This is a genomic window from Microbispora sp. NPDC049125, assembly GCF_040802045.1.
GTDB lineage: Bacteria > Actinomycetota > Actinomycetes > Streptosporangiales > Streptosporangiaceae > Microbispora.
On record NZ_JBEZDW010000004.1, the window covers coordinates 97,232 to 117,447 of the forward strand.

The following is a 20,216-nucleotide window of genomic DNA, read 5'->3' on the forward strand; positions in this document are numbered from 1 at the left end:
AGTGACGCCCCTGCCGGCCTGACCCTGCCCGACCGCCCCTGCCCGCTTGACCCTGCCCGCTTGACCTGGCCGGCCGCTCCGGGGGCGCTCGGGATCTGGTTTGCTAGGACGGTCACAGCCGCACCACCATGACGGGGAATTTGGAATGCGCAGCGTCGAACCCGAGATCTTCATCGTCGCCCGGCCCGAGCTGGACTATGACGAGCTCGCCCGCTATCTGCGGGAGATCGGGGGCGAGAGCTGGCTGGACCGGCTGGAGCGGGGCGAGTTCGACGCCCAGAACCTCGCCGAGTTCGCCGGCCGCCTGTGCTACCGGTCGTTCGAGCCGGGGCTGAACGCCAACGTCACGCGCATCCGCACGGACCAGGAGGCGTACCTGCGCAACATCCTGGCCAGCGCGCACGGCAGCGTCCTGGAGCACCTCAACTTCAGCTTCGTGATGCACAACGTCTCGCGGGTCTTCACCCACGAGCTCGTACGGCACCGGCCGGGGGTGGCGATCTCCCAGGAGTCGCTGCGGTTCGTCCGGCTGACGGACCTGCCGTTCTGGTTCCCCGAATGGGCCAGGGAGGACGCCGAGCTGATGAAGCGGGCCGGCGATCTGCTGGACCGGATGGAGGAGTTCCAGACCTGGATGGCCGGGCACTTCGGGCTCGACGAGGAAGGTGTTCCGTTCGCGGACAAGAAGCACCGCACCTCGTTCATGCGCCGCTTCGCCCCCGAGGGAGTCGCCACCGGCCTGGTGTGGACGGCCAACGTCCGCACGCTCCGCAACGTGATCGAGGCCCGCACCGCCGAAGGCGCGGAGGAGGAGATCCGCCTGGTGTTCCAGCGGATCGGCGAGATCATGCGAGCCGAGGCCCCGGCCCTGTTCGGTGACTACGTGGTGGAGAACGGCGCCTGGATCCCCGGCTGGCGCAAGGTCTGATCACACGGCCCCGGGAATCGTGAAGGGCTGGAGCAGGCCCGAGTAGCGCTTGGGACCGGGCGGGGCGTACTCGCCGCGGACGCTGGTGCGCAGGCCGAGGCGGACCAGCGACTCGACGAGTGCGGTGGCGGCCCCCACGCCGTCGATCACCGGGACGCCCGCCTCCCGGGCGATCTCGTCGCAGTACGCCGCCATACCCGCGCAGCCCAGCACGACCGTGTCGCTCCCGTCGGCCTCGACGGCCCGGGCGCACAGCGCGGCGACCGTCTCCCGTGCGCCGTCCCCGTCCAGCTCCAGGACGGGGATGTCGCAGGCGTGCACGCCCCGGCAGGCGGCGGCGAAGCCGTACCGGTGGGCGAGGTCCCAGGCGCGGCCCGCCGTCCTGGACAGCGTCGTCACCACGCTGAAGCCCCGGCCCAGGAGGGTGGCGGCGTGCATGGCGGCCTCGGCGATCCCGACGACCGGCCCGGAGGCGAGCTCCCTGGCCGCGTCGAGACCGGGGTCGCCGAAGCAGGCGATGACGTACCCGTCCACCCCGTCGCGCTCGCCCGCGGCGATCTCGGCGAGCACGCCGGGGACGGCCAGCGCCTCGTCGTAGTGGCTCTCGATCGACTCGGGGCCCATGGCGGGGCTGACGGCGGTGACCGTCGTCGGCGGCGCCGCCACCGCCCGGGCCCGCGCGCCGATGGCGGCGGTCATCGCCCGGGCGGTGTTGGGGTTGATCACCGTGATGCGGGTCATCCCGCGTCCTGCGCCGCTCCCGCCCAGTCGGGACGGTCGGGCGAGGCGGCGGCGGCGATCCGGGGCGACATCCGCTCGAACGCGACCATCGCCACGTATCCGAGGGCGCAGCCGATGAACCAGCTGTAGTCGGCGATCCAGGTCAGGTCGGTGGTCGTGAGGTCCAGGTCGAGCACCATCTTCGGGACGAGCACACAGACCATGGCCGGCACCCCGGAGGCGACGATGGCCCACACGGCGTTGGGGTTGTAGCCGCCGCGGAACCAGTACCTGCCGCGCTCGTCGAGGGTGAACAGGTCGTCGACCCAGACCCGCTGCCTGCTCGCCACGTAGTAGCCCGCGATGAGGATGCCGAACAGCGGGCCGATGAGGGCTCCGAGCAGGCCCAGCGTGTAGTGGATGGCGTCCGGGTTGCCGTACCAGTTCCACGGGGTGAGCAGGACCGAGCCGACGGCCGCGATCATGCCTCCGGTCCGCCAGCTGATCCGCTGCGGGCTGAGGTTGGAGAAGTCGAACGCCGGGGAGATGAAGTTGGCCACGATGTTGATGCCGACGGTGGCGATGACGAAGGTCAGCCCGCCGAGCAGGATCGCGAACGGCGTGTCGATGCGCTGCACCGTGTGGATCGGGTCGGTGATGAGCTCGCCGAACACCGGGACGGTGGCCGACGCCGTGATCACGGTCAGCAGCGAGAAGAACAGGAAGTTGACCGGCAGGCCGAGCAGGTTGCCGCGCTTCACCGCCTTGAACGAGCGGCCGTAGCGGGAGAAGTCCCCGAAGTTCAGCATCGGCCCGGAGAAGTAGGACACGACGAGCGCGACGGCGCTCAGCATGACGGGCACGGACTCGCCGAAGCCGAGGTGCTCCCCCTGGGAGAGGTCGAGGCTGATGTTGCTCCAGCCCGCCTTGGCCACCAGGTAGACGGCGAGGACGACCATGACGACGTAGACGGCGGGGCCGGCCCAGTCGATGAACCTGCGGATGGCCTCCATGCCCTTCCAGAAGACCACCGCCTGGGCGACCCACAAGATCGCGTAGCAGATGTAGCCCAGGACGGACAGGCCGAGGAAGCCGTACCTGCCGGTGTCGTTCAGCGCCGCCGTCGCCGGCCAGAACTTGAGGAAGACGATGATCAGCGCCTGGGAGGCGAGGTAGGTCTGCACGCCGTACCAGGCGATCGCGATCACGCCGCGGACGAGCGCGGGGATGTTGGCGCCCCGCACGCCGAAGACCGCCCGGTTGATCACCGGGTACGGCACGCCGGTCACCTGGCTGGGTTTGGCGACCAGGTCGCAGAAGACGTTGACGATCACGATGCCGGCGAGGAGCGCGACCAGCACCTGCCAGCTCGCCAGGCCGAGGGCGAACAGGCTGCCCGCGGTGACGTACCCGCCGACGCTGTGCACGTCGGACATCCAGAACGCGAAGATGTTGTAGGACGACCAGGTCTGCTCCCGCAGGGGAGCGAGGTCCTCGTTGGCCAGGCGGGGGTCGTAGCCGGGCTTCACCAGGCCGGCCGGCTGGGCGGAGGGGAGGGGCGGGGGCGCGGGAGGTGCGCTGGGCTCGGTCATTGCGGCATCCCTGGGGGGTATCGTGCGGGTGGGACCGACGGCTCCGATCAAGGGGGTGACCCTGAGCGGGAACGGCGGGGCGCCGGAACTGTTAAGTGGCCACTTAACGGATGCCGTGAATGTATTCCTTGACGTCCGGCGGCGAATTTCGCTCGCGTAAACCTCGTGTGAATTGGTGTGGGGGCCATGACCAGCCGTACGGACATCGAGGCGCTCACCAGTGAGCGCCTCGGCCAGCGGCTCCGCGAGCTGCGCCTGGCCTCGGGGATGTCGCTGCGTGCCCTGTCGCGGGAGCTGGGGATCTCCGCCAGCGCGGTCTCCCAGATCGAGCGCGGCATGATGCGTCCCTCGGTGAGCAGGCTGATCGCCTACGTCTCGGCCATCGGCGCGCCGCTCGCGGCGGTCTTCGACCAGCCAGACGCCGGGGAGTCCCTGCCGGACGCCATGGAGGCCGGCGGCGGGCCGCCCGTCCAGGGGCTGGCCATCCGGCGGGCATGGGAGGCCGCCCCCATCCGGCTCAGCGGAGGGGTGACGTTCCGCATGCTCTCCCCGGTGCCGACGTCCGACGTGGAGTTCTTCGAGTCGACCTACCCGCCGAACGCGATCTCCGACGCGCACGGGCGGTTCCTCAAGCACGAGGGATACGAGGTCGGCACGGTCACCCAGGGGGAGCTGACCGTCGAGTTCGAGACCGAGGTCGTCACGCTGGCGGAGGGCGACTCGATCACCTTCCCCTGCCGCAGGCCCCACATCATCGGGAACAGGTCAGGCACCGTCACCGCCGTCGCCACCTGGCTGATCGTCCACAAATAAGTCCGCGCCACCGGGCCCGCCCCGACGGCCGGGCACGCCGGTGAAGGGACAACAGCAGGATCTGTTCGGGGTTGACCGCCGCGTCGCCTGGCCCCGGGCGCCGAGCGGGGCCCAGGAGGCGGACCGTGAGGCCGGCGGCGGAGGCCACATGTCTCATGCGACGAAACCTACGGACCGGCTGGCTCAAAGTTATAGTCCAGATCCATGGAAGATGAATGGTCCAGATTGGGGCTGGACCTCCACCTCCGGCTCAGTCCCGCACACGGCCTGCGGACCGGTCTTGAGCACGCGGTGCGCGACGCGGTGCGGGACGGCCGGCTCTCGCCGGGGACGCCGCTGCCCTCCTCCCGGACCCTCGCCCGTGATCTGGGCGTCGCTCGCGGCACCGTCACCCAGGCCTACGACCAGCTCGTCGCCGAGGGGTACCTCACGTCCCGGCCGCGGTCGGGCATCCGGGTGGCCGATCAACCGGCAGGACCCCCGGCGGCCGAGACCGTGCCGCCGCCGCACGCCGCCCCATCCCCCGCGGCGGGGACGGATCTGAGACCGGGGCTGCCGGACCTGTCGGGCTTCCCCCGGCGCGAATGGCTCGCCGCGACACGGCGAGTCCTGCAGACCACTCCCGGCGCCGCCTTCGGCTACGGCGACTCATTCGGGCACACCGAGCTCAGACAGGTGCTCGCGGAGTATCTCGGCCGGGCCCGCGGCGTGGTGACCACGCCGGAGCGCGTCATCGTGTGCGCCGGCTACACCCACGCCCTCCGGCTCGTCTGCCAGGCGCTTCGCAGGCGAGGAGCGACCTCCGTCGCCTTCGAGGACCCTTTCCTGCCCGACTACCCCGCTCTCGCCGAGGAGACCGGGCTCCGGGTGTCCCGCATCCCTGTGGACTCCGAGGGACTGGTCGTCGACCGGCTCACCGGCGAAGCCGCCGTCATCGTCACTCCGGCCCACCAGTTCCCCCTCGGGGTCACGCTGAGCCCCGCCCGCCGCGCCCAGCTGCTGGCCTGGGCCCGCAGGACAGGGGCGTTCGTGCTGGAGGACGACTACGACGGGGAGTTCCGCTACGACCGCCAGCCTGTCGGCGCTCTGCAGGGCCTCGCCCCCGACCGAGTCGTGTACGCCGGAACCGCCAGCAAGACCATCGCCCCCGGCCTGCGCACCGCCTGGATCGTCGTGCCCCCCGGCCTGGTCGCGCCGCTGCGGGCGGCGATGCGCTGGGACGAGGGTTACGTGAGCGTCATCGACCAGCTCGCACTCGCTCAGCTCATCCGCACCGGTGAGCTCGACCGGCACCTGCGCCGCTGCAGGGCCCGTTACCGGCGCCGCAGAGACCGCCTCGGCGACGCCGTGACCCGGCACCTGTCGCATGGGAGCCTGTCCGGGATCGCCGCCGGCCTGCACGCCGTCCTCCGGTTCCCGGGCACCAGCGCCTCAGAGCCCCTTCTCCTGTCCCACCTGGAGGAGCGCGGCGTCACCGTCGACGGTGTCGCCCGTTTCTACGGCCGGCCGGAAGACGCCCCGTTCGGCATCGTCATCGGGTACGCGACCCCGCCGGAACACGCCTACGGCAATGCCCTCGACACGCTCATCAGCGCTCTTCGCGAGCGGGAACCCGCCGGCTAGCGACTCGTCTGGACGGCGGGGGCGTCGTCCGCGGCCGGGGCCTGCGGCGGCAGGGGGATCCACTTGTGGGACCACGCCCGCACCGCATCCATGACCTGCTCCAGATCCCGGCCCTTTGGGGTGAGGCGATACTCGACCTGCACGGGAGAGGCGGGGACCACGTGCCGCTCGAGGATGCCCTCGTCCTCCAGCGTGCGCAGCCGCTGGGCGAGCATGGTGTCGCTCAGCCCGGGGACGGCGGCCTTGATCTGCGCGTAGCGGCACTGCCCGGTGAAGACGGCGCGCAGGATGGCGCCTGTCCAGCGGGCGCCGATCAGCTCGATCGCCGCGTGGAAGCGCACGCAGACAGGGTGTATCTCGTTCACTGCTTCCCCGCTCACCTCGTCATGCGGAGACCGCGTCCCTCCGCAGCGGGCGCAGCGCCTCGGTCACCCTGGCCAGCTCGTCGAACATGGTCTTGGCCGACGCGATCATGGCGTCGTTTGCCATCACATTACCTTCCTCGTCGATGACCTGCGTGACGAAGGGGATGGCCACCGCCTCGGCGACCGCGGTCATCTTGAGCGCCGCGACCACCTGCTTGATCTGCTGGGCGGCCCGGATGCCGGCCGCGATGCCCCCGTAGCTGACGAGGCCGACCGGCTTGTAGCGCCACTCGTTGTGCAGGTAGTCGAGGGCGTTCTTCAGCACGGCGTTGTAGCCGTGGTTGTACTCGGGCGTGACGAACACGAAGGCGTCGCCCGCGGCGATCGTCGCGCTCCACTCCCGCGTGTGCCGGTGGGTGTACCGCTGCAGCCTGGGGTGGTTGGGCTCGTCCATGAAAGGCAGGTTCACCTCGGCCAGGTCGATCAGCTCGACGTCGGAGAAGCCCCCGTGCGCTAGCGCCTGCTCCCTCACCCACTGGCCGATGGGCAGGCCCACGCGACCGGGGCGGGTGCTCGCGATGATGATCTTCAATGTGGCCACGGAGGCCCTCCTCAGGAGATTGGCGGGAATGCTCTGCTCCACGCTATCAACTATCCTGAGTGACTAATCATTCCTTAGTTGCTCGGGCGCCGGTCCCGGAGACGCCGGACGGCCGGTCAGCCGAGCATGGGCAGGACGTACACCTCGGCGCCGGGCGGGAGCGCGCACGACAGCCCGCCGAGCCGCCGGGCGTTCTCGCCGCACACGTACAGGCCCATGTGCCGGCGGATCTCGCCGTCCGCGTCGCGCAGCCGCTCCTCCAGGGAGGGGTGCGTACGGCGGAGCGTGTCCAGGGCGGCCCCCAGGGTTGGGATCTCCTCCTCGGACGCGGCCACGGCGAACACGCGCACCTCGTCCCGGTGGTCCACCAGGTGGCGCAGCGTGCCCGGAAGCACGAAGGTCACCAGAGTGATGGGCCTCGCCACGTCAGAGGACCGCCGCGCGCACGCACAGCACGTCGGGCAGGTGGCCGGCGACGGAGGTCCAGGTCACGCCGTCGTCCTGCGAGCCGTACACCTCCCCGCCCCGGGTGCCGAAGAAGACACCGGCCGGGCCGGCGCACAGCGCGTCCCGCAGGACCGACGCGTGCACGGGCCCCTCGGGCAGGCCCTTGGAGAACCCCTGCCAGGTGCCGCCGGCGTCGTCGCTGCGGAACACCTGGTACCGGTGGCCGACCGGCGTACGGTCGACGTCCCCGTGAAGGGGGAAGACGTAGAGCGTGTCGGGGCGGTCGGGGTGCACGGCGACGGGAAAGCCGAAGTCGGAGGGCAGGCCGTCGCCGATGCCGGTCCACGAGCCGCCGAAGTCGTCGGAGCGGTAGACGCCGAAGTGGTGCTGGAGGTACAGCCGCTCCGGCGCCGACGGGTGCTGAGCGACCTTGTGGACGCACTGCCCGAACTCGGGGAACTGCGCGCCCTCGGGCAGGAACGGCGCCCTGATGTTCTCGTTGGACGGCCGCCAGGTGGCGCCGGCGTCGTCGCTGCGGAAGAAGCCGACGGCCGAGGCCGCGACGGCGATGCGCCGAGGGTCGGTCGCGTGCGGGATGACCGTGTGAAGACACAGGCCCCCGCCCCCCGCCTGCCACAGCGGCCGGGTCGGGTGGTCCCACAGCGAGTCCACCAGGGAGTAGGTCGCGCCGCCGTCCTCCGACCGGAACAGGGCGGCCGGCTCCGCCCCCGCCCACACGACGCCGGGCTCGGTGGGGGAGGGCTGCAGCTGCCACACCCGGGTGAGGGAGGCGCCCGTCCGCTCGGGGAACGCGACCGGCGGGGTGGCGGCCTCCTCCCAGGTCTCGCCGAGGTCGTCGGACCACATGACGGACGGCCCGAAGTGCCCGTACTCGATCGCGGCCAGCAGCCGGGGAGTCTCTCCCCGGGTGTCGATCGCGACGGCGTGGACGCCGATGGTGGAGAAGCGCACCGGCTCCACCTCGAACGGGCCGCCTCCCGAGGAGCGTGCGAGGAACAGGCCCTTGCGAGTGCCGATCGCCAGCAGTGCGTCCATGGGGGACCTCCTTGTACGGCTTGGTGCCATCGTGCCAGGGAGGCCGCCCGCTCCGCCGGGAGATCCCGCAGGCCGCTACGGTTCGCCCTGGACGGTGTCGCGGTGGATCCGGCACGGCGGCACGCCGGACGCCTGCAGCCGCTGGACCGTCCGGCTGACCATCGACGCCGGGCCGCAGACGTACACCTCGTGCTCCGCCCAGGAGTGGAACCGCTCCGTCACGTCCGGGAGCGCGCCCCGCATGCCGTCGAACGCCGGTTCGTCGGACACCACGGGCAGCACCCGCAGCCACGGGAAGCCGGACTCCATCCGCGCCAGGTCGGGCATGTCGTACAGCTCGCGCGCGAATCGGGCGCCGTGGAGCAGATGGATGTTGGGACGGCGGCCCGACGCGATCACATGCTCGACGATGGCCTTGAGCGGCGCCAGGCCGGTGCCGCCCGCCACGCAGAGCATGTCCCTGCCGGAGTCGACCGGGACCATCGTGCCGACCGGAGGCCCGAGCAGGACCTGGTCGCCGATCCGGGTGTGCCGGACCAGCGTCGAGCTCACCCAGCCGCCGGGGACGGCCCGCACGTGGAAGCGCAGCGTGTTGTCGTCGCGGGGGGCGTTGGCGATGGAGAACGTGCGCCACACCCGCGGCCAGCGGGCGGTCTGCACGGTGACGTACTGCCCCGGCGTGTAATCCATCCGCTGCGAGGGGCGCACCGTGACGACCGCGATGTCCCTGGAGCGCACCTCGTGGTCGATGACCTCGGCGAGCCACCAGGGGGGAGCCTGCCCGGCGTCGGCGGAGGCGGCCTCGACCATCATCTCCGAGGCCATGCCGTACGCCGCCACCCAGGCGGCCTCGATCTCGTCGGTCCACACCTCGGCGGCGAAGTGCCTGATCGTGGCGAGCAGCGCGGTGCCGACGGCCGTGTAGTGCTCGGCGATCACCCCGTACTTGCGGTGGTCGCGGCCGAGCTGCGCGAGGTACGACGACAGCCCGCCTGGACTGTCGAGCATCCAGACGATCCTCGTGAGCGCGTTGAAGAGCCGGTCGCGCTGCATGTCCATCGCGGGCGGGAACATCGCCCGCAGATGCGGATTCGCGGAGAACAGGCGTCCGTAGAAGTACGCCGCGGCCTTCGGCGCGACGGGCTCCACGAGCGCGAAGCTCTCCTTGACCAGGCGCGGATTCAGCGACATCAGTTGTGTCCCACCCTTGGGACCGGATACGTTCTCCGGTCTTCTCGATCCACCTCCCTGACGGCTCCGGGTGACGAGCACCGGCGGCCCCGGCTCAACCGATCGCTCATTCGCGAGTGTTTCACTCGGAGTCAGGCGTCACAACCGATTCACGACAAGGTGGTGCGAAGCCGTACGGAGAGTGAATGGATGGTGATAGTGCGTGACTTCGCGCCGTGTTACCACTGTGAGGGATGAGAAAATTGACAAAAAGGAAATCGACTGCGCCATGATGGGCGTGCCGTCACGCACCACATCCGGGAGATCACCATGCCGCGTCCGATCGTTGGCATCACCACCTACCTCGAGGCCGCCCGGTGGGGTGTGTGGGTCCGCGAGGCCGCCGTCTCACCCCAGGCGTACTCGCGGGCGGTGGAGAAGGCCGGCGGCGCGCCCGTGCTCCTTCCGCCGCTGACCCCCGCCACCGCCGGGGACTACGTGCGGGGCCTGGACGCGCTGGTCCTGGCGGGCGGCGTCGAGCTCGACCCCGCCCTGTACGCCGACGCCGGCGAGCCGGCCGCCGACACCGCCGGGCAGGACCAGGCCGACGGCGGCCCCCAGCCGTACCGGGACCGGTGCGAGCTGGCCCTCGCCCAGGACGCCGTGCAGGCCGGCCTGCCGATCCTGGCCGTCTCCCGGGGCATGCACGTGCTGAACGTGGCCCAGGGGGGCACGCTGATCGGCTCGCTGCCCGACACGGTCGGCCACGACCGTCACGAGACGGCCCGGCACGTGGTCACCATCAGCGTGTCGAGCAAGCTGGGCAAGGCCGTCGGCGACCGGGCCGAGGTGACCGGCGCGCACCGGCAGGCGGTCAAACGGCTCGGCACCGGCCTCATCGCGGTCGCGTGGGCGGACGACCAGATCGTGGAGGCCGTCGAGCTGCAGGGCCACCGGTTCGCCGTGGGCGTTCAGTGGCACCCCGAGCGCGGCGCCGACAACCGGCTGGTCGAGGCGCTCGTCGAGGCGGCCCGTCCCTGACCCCGATGAGACCCGGGTGACTTGTCAGGCCGCGCTGTTACTGTGCGGAGCATGGCTTTGCACCCGCAGGCGGAGGCCTACCTCCGGCTGCTCTCGTCGCACGAGGCGGCCGACCTCACCGCGCTGACCCGCGAGGAGATCGCCGCACTGCGCACGATGGACGGCACGCCCGGCCGGCGGGGGCCGCTGATCGAGCTGCCGCACGTGCGCGACGAGCGGGCCGCCGGCGTCCCGGTGCGGGTCTACCGGCCCGAGCCCGGTGACCACCCGCTGCCCGTCCTGGTGTACCTCCACGGAGGCGGATGGGTGTTCGGCTCCGTCGAGCGCAGCGACCTCCTCGCGCGCGACCTCGCCCGCAGGACCGGCGCCGTGGTGGTCTCGGCGGACTACCGCCTGGCCCCGGAGCACCTCTTCCCGGCGGCGGCCGACGACGCCTTCGCCGTGGTCGGGGACGTCCACGCCCGTCCCGCCTTCTACGGCGGCGACGCCCGCCGGGTGGCCGTGATCGGCGACAGCGCCGGGGGCAACGTGGCGGCGGTCGCCGCACGGCTGGCCAGGGACGCCGGGCTGCCCCTCGTCCACCAGGCGCTCGTCTGCCCGATCACCGACGTGGCGATGGACACCCCCAGCTATCGGGCGTACGGCAAGGGGTTCGGGCTCTCCGCCGCGGAGATGGCCTGGTTCGCCCGGCAGTACGCGGGGGAGGCCGATCCCCGCGATCCGCGGCTGGCCCCGCTCCGCCTGGCCGACAAGTCGGGGCTGCCCCCCGCCACGGTGATCACCGCGGAGTGCGACGTGCTCTGCGACGAGGGCGCCGCGTACGCGACGTCGCTCGCGGAGGCAGGTGTTGCCGTCGAGTACCGGTGCTACGAGGGCGCGCTTCACGGCTTCTTCGGCCTGCCCGGCTTCTTCGACCACGCGGAGGAGGCGCGCGACTACCTCGCCGCCCGCCTCAGGTCCGCGTTCGAGGCGTGAGGAGGGGCGGCGTGCGGGAGTACGAGAAGCTCAAGACCGGCTGGGCCGCCGACGGCGTCCTGAGCGTGGTGATCAGCGAGCCGGCCAGGCGCAACGCCGTCGACCGGAGGGGGCACCGCGAGCTCGCAGAGATCTGGCGCGACGTGGACCGCGACGACGACGTCAGGGCGGTGGTGATCCGCGGCGAGGGGGAGGCGTTCTCCGCCGGCGGCGACCTGTCCATGATCGAGGAGATGGCGCGCGACCACGCCACCCGCATGCGGGTGTTCGGCGAGGCCCGCGACATCGTCTACAACCTGGTCAACTGCGCCAAGCCGGTCGTGTCCGCGATCCAGGGGCCGGCGGTCGGCGCAGGCCTCGCCGTGGCCCTGCTCGCGGACGTGTCCGTGGCCGGCCGCACCGCGCGGATCATCGACGGCCACACGCGGCTCGGAGTGGCGGCCGGCGACCACGCGGCGATCATCTGGCCGCTGCTGTGCGGCATGGCGAAGGCCAAGTACCACCTGCTGCTCTGCGAGCCCCTCACCGGCGAGCAGGCGGAGGCGATCGGCCTGGTCAGCCTGTGCGCGGACGACGATCGGGTGCACGAGGTGGCGCTGGACGTGGCCGTGCGGCTCGCCGCCGGGCCCGCCGAGGCGATCCGGCTCACCAAGTACGCCCTGAACAACTGGCTCCGGCTGGCCGGGCCGTCGTTCGACGCGTCGCTCGCCATGGAGTTCCTCGGCTTCACCGGCCCCGACCTGGAGGAGGGCGTCCAGGCGCTGCGCGAGCGGCGCCCGCCCCGCTTCTCCTAGACCGCCCTGATTCTCCTAGACCGTCCCGCTTTTCCCGGCCCGGCCCGTTTGTCCTGACCGCTATGCGAACCGCTTGCCGAGGGCCGCCAGGCCAGGGGCGAAGACGCCGTTGGTGAAGATCCCGGCCATCTTGGCCGGGTCCGCGGCGTCGAAGTCCGCGTACCACTCCACGAACGCCTGGCCGGTGTCGGTCACCGGCGCCACCCGGCACGTGGCCCGGTAGTTCTCGACCGGCAGCGGGCACTGCAGGATCTCGTACGTCAACGACCTGGCCTCGTCGTCGAGCGACAGCAGCCGCTCCCGGAAGAGGTCTCCCCCCGCGTCCATCCGGCGCACGGCGCCGGGCTCCGGCGGGCCGCCTCCCTCGATCTCGCACATGGAGATCCCCGGCAGCCACTCCGCCAGGTTGCCGAAGCCGCGCAGGAAGGCCCACACCTCCCCGGCGTCCGCGGCGATCACCGTGCTGGCGTACGACTGTGGCATCGACGGCTCCCTTCCGTTCACGGGTGATTATCCCCCGTTCCGGGGGTCAGAAGCTCCTCGGCAGCCCAAGCACCTGAGTGGCGAGGTAGTTCAGCAGGAGCTCCTCCGTGACCGGGGCGATCCTGCCGATCCGAGCGTCGGCGAGCAGCCGCGCCACGGGATACTCCAGCGAGTACGCCATTCCGCCGTGTGTCTGGAAGGCCGCGTCGGCCGCCTCCCAGGCCGCCTGCGAGGCGGTGAGCTTGGCGATGTTGGCCTCCGTCCCGCAGGGCAGCCCGTTGTCGAACGACCAGGCGGCCTTGTGCAGCATCAGCCTGGCCAGCTCGATCTTCGCCTTCACCTGGGCCAGCGGGAACGCGATCGCCTGGTTCGCCCCGATGGGCCGGCCGAAGACCTCTCGCTCCTTCGCGTAGCTCACGCCCGCCCGCAGGGCGACCTCCGCCCCGCCGATCGCCGCGGCCCCGAGCAGGATCCGCTCGGGGTTGAGCACGTCCCACAGCACGCCGACGCCCCCGTCCACCTCGCCGACCACGCTGGACGCCGGCAGCCGCAGGTCGTCGACGAACACCATGTTCGACGGCGTCGAGTTGGCGCCCATCTTGGGGATCGGCTGGTAGGACAGCTGCCCGGCGGCGACCGCCTCGGGGACGTTCACCAGGAACACCGTCATCCCGCTCGTGCGCGGGCGGGCCTCGGAGGCCGGGACGGTCCGGGTGACCAGCAGCATCCAGGTGGCCCGCTGAACGCCGGTGATCCAGATCTTCCGCCCGTTGACGACGAAGTCGGAGCCGTCGCGCCGGGCGAAGGTGGAGATCGCCAGTGAGTTGGACCCGGCGTCCGGCTCGGTGAGCGCGAAGCAGGTCTCGATCTCGCCGGCGGCCAGGCCGGGCAGCAGCGCGGCCTTCTGCTCGGCCGAGCCGTGCCGTGCCAGGGTCATCGCCCCGAACCCCGGGGTCAGCACGTACACGAACGCCGAGCCGCCCGCGGCCCCGGACGCCGCGAGGGTCTCGGTGGCCACGGCCAGCTCGAGCAGGCCCTGCCCGCCCCCGCCGTACTCCTCGGGGACGGCCAGGCCCAGCCAGCCGCCCTTCGCGAGGTCCGCCCACACCTCCTCGGGCCAGCGCTTCTCGGTCTCGCAGCGCTCCCAGTAGTCCATCCCGTAGCGGGAGCAGATGTCCCCGATCCCTCGTCGCACCGCCTGCGCGCTGTCCGGCAGCGAGAAGTCCATGGCCGCCTCCTATCCTGCTCGCGCGTCATGCTAGAACGAAGTTCGGCCGACCGCGAGATCATCGTCGGGGGCGCCGCGCGTGGTAGACGAACGCGGGCGGCAGGTTGCGCCACACGGTGCGCCCCGGAACCACCTCCTCGAACGCCTCGCCGAGCCGGCGGCGGAATCGCACGGCCGGGGGCAGGGCGCGCGCGTGCACGTAGGAGAACGTGGTGAACGCGCCGTGGGGAAGGAGCGACTCGACCACCGCCCGGAGGATCTCCGACTGGTGGCCGGAGGAGAACGCCGCCCACGGCAGCCCGCTCACGATGACGTCCGCCCCGGTCACCCCGCGGTCGGCCAGCAGGCGGGGGAGCCGTGCGGCGGTGTCGACGACCAGCTCCACCCCCGGATGCCGGGCGGACAGGTGGAGGGCGAGGCGCGGGTTGACCTCGACGGCGAGGTGCCGCCCCCGGCCGCCGAGCCGCCGCTGGATCTCCGCGGTGAACGGACCGGTGCCCGGCCCGAGCTCGACCACGACGGGGTCGCCGCGCTCGGGCACCGGCACGCACACGGCCGCGGACAGGCGCTGCGAGCTGGGCGCGACGGCCCCGGTCACGGCGGGGGCACGGAGGAACTGCTCGAAGAAGACGGTCGATTCGTTGGCCATGCGCCGACGCTAGGGCCGCCCGCCCCGCCACGCCGTCCGCCGTCCGGCCCGGCCTGGCGGCCCTCTGGCCCGGTCTCCCGGCCGCCGGGTCCGCGCGCCCGGCCGTATGGCGCGGCCGGACGGCCGAAGCGCGCGCGAGGACGGCCGAACGGCCCGCGGCACGCGGCCGACAGGACTCGGGACCTGCGGCCGAACGGCCCGTGAACCGCGGCCGATGGGAGGAGACGCCCCTCCTCCCCGCGAAGGACGGGGCCCGCGCGGACGCCGGGTACCGTTCCCTCATGCCCCTCATGACCGCGAAGGCGGCGTCCGCCAGGCGGTGGCGTGGTCTGCCCCTGGACGGCCTCCTCGTGCTGTGCGGGGTGACCCTCGACGTGCTCGTCACCCACGGCTCGTGGGGCGGGCCGACGGTCCCGGTCTGGCTGGCCGCCGTGTTCACGCTCCTCGCGGGCCTTCCCCTCGGCTTCGTGCGGCGCCTGCCGGCGGCGGCCGCCGTCCACCTGGCCGTGCTGCTCGTCGCCTGCGACCAGCTCGGCGCCTACACCACCAACACCGTGCAGATACTCCTGCCGATCAGCGTGGGAGTGCTGGCCCGCACCCGCGGCTGGCGGTGGACCGGCCCGGTGGCGGTGCTCGCCTGCGCCGCGACGGCCGTGAACCTCGCCGACCCCGGATTGGCCCTCACGGAGAACACCTGGTTCTACTCCGTCGGGCTGATCGCCTTCCCGGTGCTCATCGGCCGCTATCTGCGCGGACGGGAGCGCACCCGCCTGGAGGACCCGGCGCCGCTGCTCGACCTGCTCCTCGCCGGCGGCGGCGTGGCGTTCGCCGTGCTCGGCACCTGGCCCACCTGGGACAGCGGCAGGCCCCCCGTGTGGGCGGTCGGCCTGGGAGTCATGCTCGCCGGCCTCGCTCTGGGCATCGTCCGGCTCATGCCCGGAGCGGTCCTGCTGCTGGAGAGTGCGGTGCTGCTCGTCGCCGACCAGTACGTCCCCAGGACCGGCAACAGCCTTCAGCTGCTGGCGCTGGTGGCGCTGGGCGTGTTCTCCAGCCGCGTGAGCTGGCTCTGGGTGGCCGCCGGATACTGCCTGACCTGCGGTGTCACGGCCATCGTGATCGTGGACGACCCTTCCGACGTCACGCTCTTCCGGGTGATCGCGCTCATGGCCATGGTGTCGGCCCCCGTCGCCATCGGCCGGTACGTACGGGCCCGGCAGGCCGAGGACTGGCAGGCGTCGGAGCTGGAGGCCGAGCGGAGCCGGGCCGGCAGGCTCGCCGAGCGGGAGCGGATCGCCCGGGAGGTCCACGACATCGTCGCCCACCACGTCGGCGCGATGGTGCTGCGGGCGAGCGCGGCGCAGTACGCGGGCGCCACCGGCCCGGCGGCCGAGGCGCTGACCGACATCCGGAACACCGGCCACCAGGTCCTGGAGGACCTGCGCGGGCTGCTCGCCGTGCTCCGCGACCCCGGCTCCGAGGTCTTGATCGTCGCCGACCCTGAGGACGTGATGCGCGACGCCGTCTCCCGGATGACCGCCGCGGGCCTGCGCGTGGACCTGCGTCTGTCGCCGGAGGCCGCCCGCGCTCCGCTGGTCGTGCGGGCGTCCGCCGCCAGAATCGTCCAGGAGGGGCTGACCAACGTGCTGAAGCACGCGGGACCGGGCGCCGAGGCGAAGATCACCGTGGAGGCCGGGGCGGGCGCCCTGACGGTGGAGGTGCGCAACGGCCCCGGCTCGTCACCGGCCGGGGGCCTGCCGTCGCACGGCCACGGCATCGCGGGGATGCGGGAGCGCGCCCGCGCCCTCGGCGGCCGGCTCAGCGCGGGCCCCGCCGGGAGCGGTGGATGGCGGCTGATCGCCTCGCTGCCCCTGCCCGCCGGCCCGGTGGACTCTGCCCCCGCCCAGGAGTGCCGGTGGTCCGTCGGGAGGCTCACGTGATCCGCGTGGTCATCGCCGACGACCACGCCCTGGTGCGGGCCGGGGTGCGGATGATGCTGGAGGCCGCAGGGGACCTGGAGGTGTGCGGCGAGGCCGCCGACGGCGCCGAGGCCGTACGGCTCGCCGAGCGGCACCGTCCCGACGTGATCCTCATGGACCTGCGGATGCCGCGCGTGGACGGGCTGGAGGCCACCCGGCGCATCCTCGCCGCGCAGCCCTCCGCCCGCGTCGTCGTCCTGACCACCTTCTCCGCCGACGAGGACCTCTACGCGGCGCTGCGCGCCGGCGCCCTCGGCTTCCTGGTCAAGGACGACCCGCCGGACCGCATGGTCGAGTCCGTACGGCGGGCCGCGACAGGGGATCTGCCGCTCGCGCCGTCGGTGCTGCGGCGGGTGGTCGAGCGGGCCCTGGCGGCGGAGCGGCAGGCCGAGCCCGTCCCGGTCACGCTCACCGACCGGGAGACGCAGGTGCTCACCCTCGTCGGGATGGGCCTGTCCAACGTCGAGATCGCCGGCGGCCTGCACGTCGGCGTCACCACCGTGAAGAGCCACATCGCGGCGATCACCGAGAAGCTGGGGCTGCGCAACCGCACCCAGGCGGCCGTGCTGGCCCACCGCTTCGGCTTGGTCGACACCGGGTTCAAGCCTGTGGACGGGCCTCCGGAGACGCGGGACACCGGCATGTAGGGTCTGGGGCGTGAACCCTGCTGAGGACCGGATCTGGACGGTGCCCAACCTGCTGAGCTTCCTGCGGCTGCTCGGCGTGCCCGTCTTCCTCTGGCTCGTGCTGGGTCCCAGGGCCGACGGCTGGGCGATCGCACTGCTGATGGTCGCCGGGTTCACCGACTGGCTCGACGGCAAGATCGCCCGCACGTGGAACCAGACGAGCAGGCTCGGCCGGCTGATCGACCCGCTCGCCGACCGGCTCTACATCCTCGCCACCCTGGTCGGGCTGGTCCTGCGGGACGCCATCCCCCTGTGGCTCGCGCTGGCCGTGCCGCTGCGCGACGTCCTGCTGCTGTGGGTCCCCCCGGTGCTGCGCCGCCACGGGTACGGCCCCGCCCTGCCGGTGCACTTCCTCGGCAAGGCCGGCACGGCCGCCCTGATGTACGCGTTCCCGCTGCTCTTCCTCGCCTCCCACCACGGCTGGTACGCCGAGATCTGCGCCGTCTTCGGATGGGCCTTCGCCATCTGGGGAACTGGTCTGTATTGGTGGGCTGGGGTGTTGTATGTCGTACAGGTGCGCCAGCTAACGAAGGGGTGAGCGTGAAGGCCGTCGTCATGGCGGGCGGGGAGGGGACACGGCTGCGGCCGATGACCGCCAACCAGCCCAAGCCCCTGCTGCCCATCATCAACCGGCCCATCATGGAGCACGTGCTGCGCCTGCTGAAGCGGCACGGGTTCACCGAGACGGTCGTCACCGTGCAGTTCCTGGCCGCGCTCATCCGCAACTACTTCGGCGACGGCGACGAGCTCGGCATGACGCTGCACTACGCGACCGAGGAGGTGCCCCTCGGCACGGCGGGGAGCGTGAAGAACGCCGCCGACAAGCTCCGCGAGGACCGGTTCCTCGTCATCTCCGGCGACGCGCTCACCGACATCGACCTCACCGACATGCTCCGCTTCCACCGCGAGAACCGGGCGCTGGTCACGATCGGCCTCAAGCGGGTGCCCAACCCGCTCGAATTCGGGATCATCATCGTGGACGAGGCCGGGCGCATCCAGCGCTTCCTGGAGAAGCCCACCTGGGGGCAGGTCTTCTCCGACACCGTCAACACCGGCATCTACATCATGGAGCCGTCGGTGCTCGACGAGATCGCCCCCGGAGAGAACGTCGACTGGTCGTCCGACGTGTTCCCCCGGCTGCTCGACCGGGGCAGCAGGCTGTTCGGCTACGTCGCCGACGGCTACTGGGAGGACGTCGGCACCCACGAGAGCTACCTCAAGGCCCAGGCCGACGTCCTCGAAGGCAAGGTCAAGGTCGACTTCGACGCGTTCGAGCTCGCACCCGGCGTCTGGGCCGCCGAGGGGGCCTCCGTCGACCCCGACGCCATCCTCAAGGGCCCCCTGTACATCGGCGACTACGCGAAGGTCGAGGCCGGGGCCGAGCTGCGGGAGTACACCGTGCTCGGCAGCAACGCGGTCGTCAAGGAGGGCGCCTTCCTGCACCGGGCCGTGATCAACGACAACGTCTACGTCGGCCCGGCCGCGCACCTGCGGGGCTGCGTGATCGGCAAGAACACCGACGTCATGACCGGCGCCCGGATCGAGGAGAACGCCGTCGTCGGGGACGAGTGCGTCATCGAGGCCGAGGCGTACGTCTCCTCCGGCGTGAAGATCTACCCGTTCAAGACGATCGAGGCCGGCACCGTCGTCAACACCAGCGTCATCTGGGAGTCGCGCGGCCAGCGCAGCCTGTTCGGCCCACGAGGCGTCTCCGGGCTGGTCAACGTGGAGATCACCCCCGAGCTGTGCGTGCGGCTCGCCAGCGCGTACGCCACCACCCTCAGGAAGGGCGACACGGTCGTCACCTCCCGCGACGCCTCCCGCGCGGCGAGGGCCCTCAAGCGGGCCGTGATCAGCGCGCTCAACTCCAGCGCCATCAACGTCGTCGACCTGGAGGCGGCCGCCCTGCCGGTCGCCCGGTTCAACACCTCACGCGAGAACGTCAAAGGCGGCATCGCCCTGCGCACCACCTCCGGCGACCCGCAGAGCGTCGACATCGTGTTCATGGACGAGACCGGGGCCGACCTGTCCCAGGCGGCCCAGCGCAAGCTGGAACGGGTCTTCTCCCGCCAGGAGTACCGCCGGGCCTTCCCCGGCGAGATCGCCGAACTCACCTTCCCCGCCAGGGCCGTCGACACCTACGCGCGCGAACTCCTCACCTGCGTCGACATGACCGGCGTCAAGGACGCCGAGATGAAGGTCGTCCTCGACTGCGCCGGCGGCACCTCCTCCCTGGTGCTCCCCAGCCTCCTCGGCAGGGTCGGCGTCGACGTGCTGACCGTCAACAACCGGCTCGACGACGCCTCACCGACCGAGACCCTCGCCGAGCGCCGCCGCGACCTGCAGCGGCTCGCCGAGCTCGTCGCCTCCTCCCGCGCCGCCTTCGGCGTACGGTTCGACCCCGTGGGGGAGCGGGTCTCCCTCGTCGACGAGATGGGACAGCTCATCAGCGAGGAGCGCGCCCTGCTCGTGGTGCTCGACCTCGTGGCCGCCGAACGCCGTGGCGGCCGGGTCGCGCTGCCCGTCACCACCACCCGGGTCGCCGAGATGGTCTGCCGCTTCCACGGCGTCCAGGTCGACTGGACCGCCACCAGCCTCGACACGCTCACCCACGCCGCCAGTCACCCTGACATGATCTTCGCGGGCGACGGGCGAGGCGGGTTCATCGTCCCCGAGTTCGCCGCCACCGTCGACGGCCTCGCCGTGTTCCTGCGCCTGCTCGGCCTGGTCGCCCGCACCCGCCTGTCCCTCAGCCAGATCGACGCCCGCATCCCCGAGGCCAAACTGCTCAAGCGCACCGTCCCCACCCCGTGGGCGCACAAGGGGACCGTGATGCGCTCCGTCGTCGAGGCCGCCGAAGGCCACCGCCTCGACACCACCGACGGCGTCCGGGTCGTCGAGGACGACGGCAGCTGGGCCCTCGTCCTGCCCGACCCCGCAGAGGCCGTCACCCACCTGTGGGCCGAAGGCCACGACATGGACACCGCACAGACCATGCTCGAACACTGGGCCCGAGTGGTCGAACAAGCCGCCGGCGCGCCGTGACTGTGTTCATGGTCGCGCCTCCGG

Annotated in this window: 20 protein-coding genes; 10 read left to right on the top strand and 10 right to left on the bottom strand. The window is 72.0% G+C overall.

Annotated features, from left to right (window positions below; all coding sequences use genetic code 11):
* Positions 1–145 precede the first annotated feature (145 nt).
* Positions 146–928 carry an FAD-dependent thymidylate synthase gene (thyX, locus tag AB0B72_RS06265; RefSeq protein ID WP_367737274.1) on the top strand — a complete coding sequence of 261 codons (783 nt, stop codon included), beginning with the start codon at positions 146–148 and terminating at the stop codon, positions 926–928.
* Here the strand turns inward: thyX and AB0B72_RS06270 are convergent, their stop codons facing one another.
* Entirely contained in the window at positions 929–1,669 is a 741-nt protein-coding gene (locus tag AB0B72_RS06270) for an aspartate/glutamate racemase family protein (protein WP_367737275.1), read from the bottom strand.
* Positions 1,666–3,240 (bottom strand): NCS1 family nucleobase:cation symporter-1, encoded by a 1,575-nt coding sequence (locus tag AB0B72_RS06275; protein WP_367737276.1) that lies wholly within the window; start codon positions 3,238–3,240, stop codon positions 1,666–1,668. Before AB0B72_RS06275 ends, AB0B72_RS06270 begins: the two co-directional genes overlap by 4 nt.
* A gap of 186 nt (positions 3,241–3,426) precedes the next feature.
* Here AB0B72_RS06275 and AB0B72_RS06280 point away from each other — a divergent pair, with 186 nt between their 5' ends.
* Positions 3,427–4,053, top strand: a complete 627-nt coding sequence (locus AB0B72_RS06280; RefSeq protein WP_367737277.1) for a helix-turn-helix domain-containing protein — start codon at positions 3,427–3,429, stop codon at positions 4,051–4,053.
* A gap of 204 nt (positions 4,054–4,257) precedes the next feature.
* Positions 4,258–5,676, top strand: coding sequence for a PLP-dependent aminotransferase family protein (locus AB0B72_RS06285; RefSeq protein ID WP_367737278.1), 1,419 nt, complete (start codon positions 4,258–4,260; stop codon positions 5,674–5,676).
* Here AB0B72_RS06285 and AB0B72_RS06290 read toward each other — a convergent pair.
* The 5 genes from AB0B72_RS06290 to AB0B72_RS06310 form a co-directional block, all read right to left on the bottom strand.
* Positions 5,673–6,017 (bottom strand): winged helix-turn-helix transcriptional regulator, encoded by a 345-nt coding sequence (locus AB0B72_RS06290; protein ID WP_367737279.1) that lies wholly within the window; start codon positions 6,015–6,017, stop codon positions 5,673–5,675. The two genes, AB0B72_RS06285 and AB0B72_RS06290, sit on opposite strands and share 4 nt — an antisense overlap.
* 43 nt (positions 6,018–6,060) lie before the next feature.
* Positions 6,061–6,642: an NADPH-dependent FMN reductase gene (locus AB0B72_RS06295; RefSeq protein ID WP_367737280.1), complete on the bottom strand. Its 582-nt coding sequence runs from the start codon at positions 6,640–6,642 to the stop codon at positions 6,061–6,063.
* A gap of 116 nt (positions 6,643–6,758) precedes the next feature.
* Positions 6,759–7,046 carry a hypothetical protein gene (locus AB0B72_RS06300; RefSeq protein ID WP_367737281.1) on the bottom strand — a complete coding sequence of 96 codons (288 nt, stop codon included), beginning with the start codon at positions 7,044–7,046 and terminating at the stop codon, positions 6,759–6,761.
* 22 nt (positions 7,047–7,068) lie between these two features.
* Positions 7,069–8,145 (bottom strand): WD40/YVTN/BNR-like repeat-containing protein, encoded by a 1,077-nt coding sequence (locus tag AB0B72_RS06305; RefSeq protein WP_367737282.1) that lies wholly within the window; start codon positions 8,143–8,145, stop codon positions 7,069–7,071.
* A gap of 75 nt (positions 8,146–8,220) precedes the next feature.
* Positions 8,221–9,336 (bottom strand): globin domain-containing protein, encoded by a 1,116-nt coding sequence (locus AB0B72_RS06310; RefSeq protein WP_367737283.1) that lies wholly within the window; start codon positions 9,334–9,336, stop codon positions 8,221–8,223.
* 309 nt (positions 9,337–9,645) lie between these two features.
* Here AB0B72_RS06310 and AB0B72_RS06315 point away from each other — a divergent pair, with 309 nt between their 5' ends.
* Genes AB0B72_RS06315 through AB0B72_RS06325 form a run of 3 tightly spaced genes read left to right on the top strand, consistent with a single transcriptional unit; the run spans position 9,646 to position 12,125 of the window.
* Entirely contained in the window at positions 9,646–10,356 is a 711-nt protein-coding gene (locus AB0B72_RS06315) for a gamma-glutamyl-gamma-aminobutyrate hydrolase family protein (protein ID WP_367737284.1), read from the top strand.
* A gap of 51 nt (positions 10,357–10,407) precedes the next feature.
* Positions 10,408–11,331: an alpha/beta hydrolase gene (locus tag AB0B72_RS06320; RefSeq protein WP_367737285.1), complete on the top strand. Its 924-nt coding sequence runs from the start codon at positions 10,408–10,410 to the stop codon at positions 11,329–11,331.
* Between the two features lie 11 nt (positions 11,332–11,342).
* Positions 11,343–12,125: an enoyl-CoA hydratase/isomerase family protein gene (locus tag AB0B72_RS06325; protein ID WP_367737286.1), complete on the top strand. Its 783-nt coding sequence runs from the start codon at positions 11,343–11,345 to the stop codon at positions 12,123–12,125.
* A 60-nt stretch (positions 12,126–12,185) separates the two neighbouring features.
* On the opposite strand, the gene AB0B72_RS06330 is transcribed toward AB0B72_RS06325, so the two are convergent.
* The 3 genes from AB0B72_RS06330 to AB0B72_RS06340 are packed head-to-tail and all read right to left on the bottom strand — an operon-like array spanning position 12,186 to position 14,485.
* Positions 12,186–12,608: an SRPBCC family protein gene (locus AB0B72_RS06330; protein ID WP_367737287.1), complete on the bottom strand. Its 423-nt coding sequence runs from the start codon at positions 12,606–12,608 to the stop codon at positions 12,186–12,188.
* A 46-nt stretch (positions 12,609–12,654) separates the two neighbouring features.
* Entirely contained in the window at positions 12,655–13,836 is a 1,182-nt protein-coding gene (locus AB0B72_RS06335) for an acyl-CoA dehydrogenase family protein (protein WP_367737288.1), read from the bottom strand.
* A 58-nt stretch (positions 13,837–13,894) separates the two neighbouring features.
* Positions 13,895–14,485 carry a class I SAM-dependent methyltransferase gene (locus AB0B72_RS06340; protein ID WP_367737289.1) on the bottom strand — a complete coding sequence of 197 codons (591 nt, stop codon included), beginning with the start codon at positions 14,483–14,485 and terminating at the stop codon, positions 13,895–13,897.
* A gap of 281 nt (positions 14,486–14,766) precedes the next feature.
* On the opposite strand from AB0B72_RS06340, the gene AB0B72_RS06345 reads away from it, so the two are divergent.
* The 4 genes from AB0B72_RS06345 to AB0B72_RS06360 are packed head-to-tail and all read left to right on the top strand — an operon-like array spanning position 14,767 to position 20,192.
* Positions 14,767–16,422, top strand: coding sequence for a sensor histidine kinase (locus AB0B72_RS06345; RefSeq protein ID WP_367737290.1), 1,656 nt, complete (start codon positions 14,767–14,769; stop codon positions 16,420–16,422).
* Positions 16,419–17,108 (top strand): response regulator, encoded by a 690-nt coding sequence (locus tag AB0B72_RS06350; protein WP_367737291.1) that lies wholly within the window; start codon positions 16,419–16,421, stop codon positions 17,106–17,108. Before AB0B72_RS06345 ends, AB0B72_RS06350 begins: the two co-directional genes overlap by 4 nt.
* A gap of 10 nt (positions 17,109–17,118) precedes the next feature.
* Positions 17,119–17,685: a CDP-alcohol phosphatidyltransferase family protein gene (locus AB0B72_RS06355; RefSeq protein WP_367737292.1), complete on the top strand. Its 567-nt coding sequence runs from the start codon at positions 17,119–17,121 to the stop codon at positions 17,683–17,685.
* Positions 17,686–17,687: 2 nt separating this feature from the next.
* Positions 17,688–20,192 carry a sugar phosphate nucleotidyltransferase gene (locus AB0B72_RS06360; protein WP_367737293.1) on the top strand — a complete coding sequence of 835 codons (2,505 nt, stop codon included), beginning with the start codon at positions 17,688–17,690 and terminating at the stop codon, positions 20,190–20,192.
* Positions 20,193–20,216: the final 24 nt, after the last annotated feature.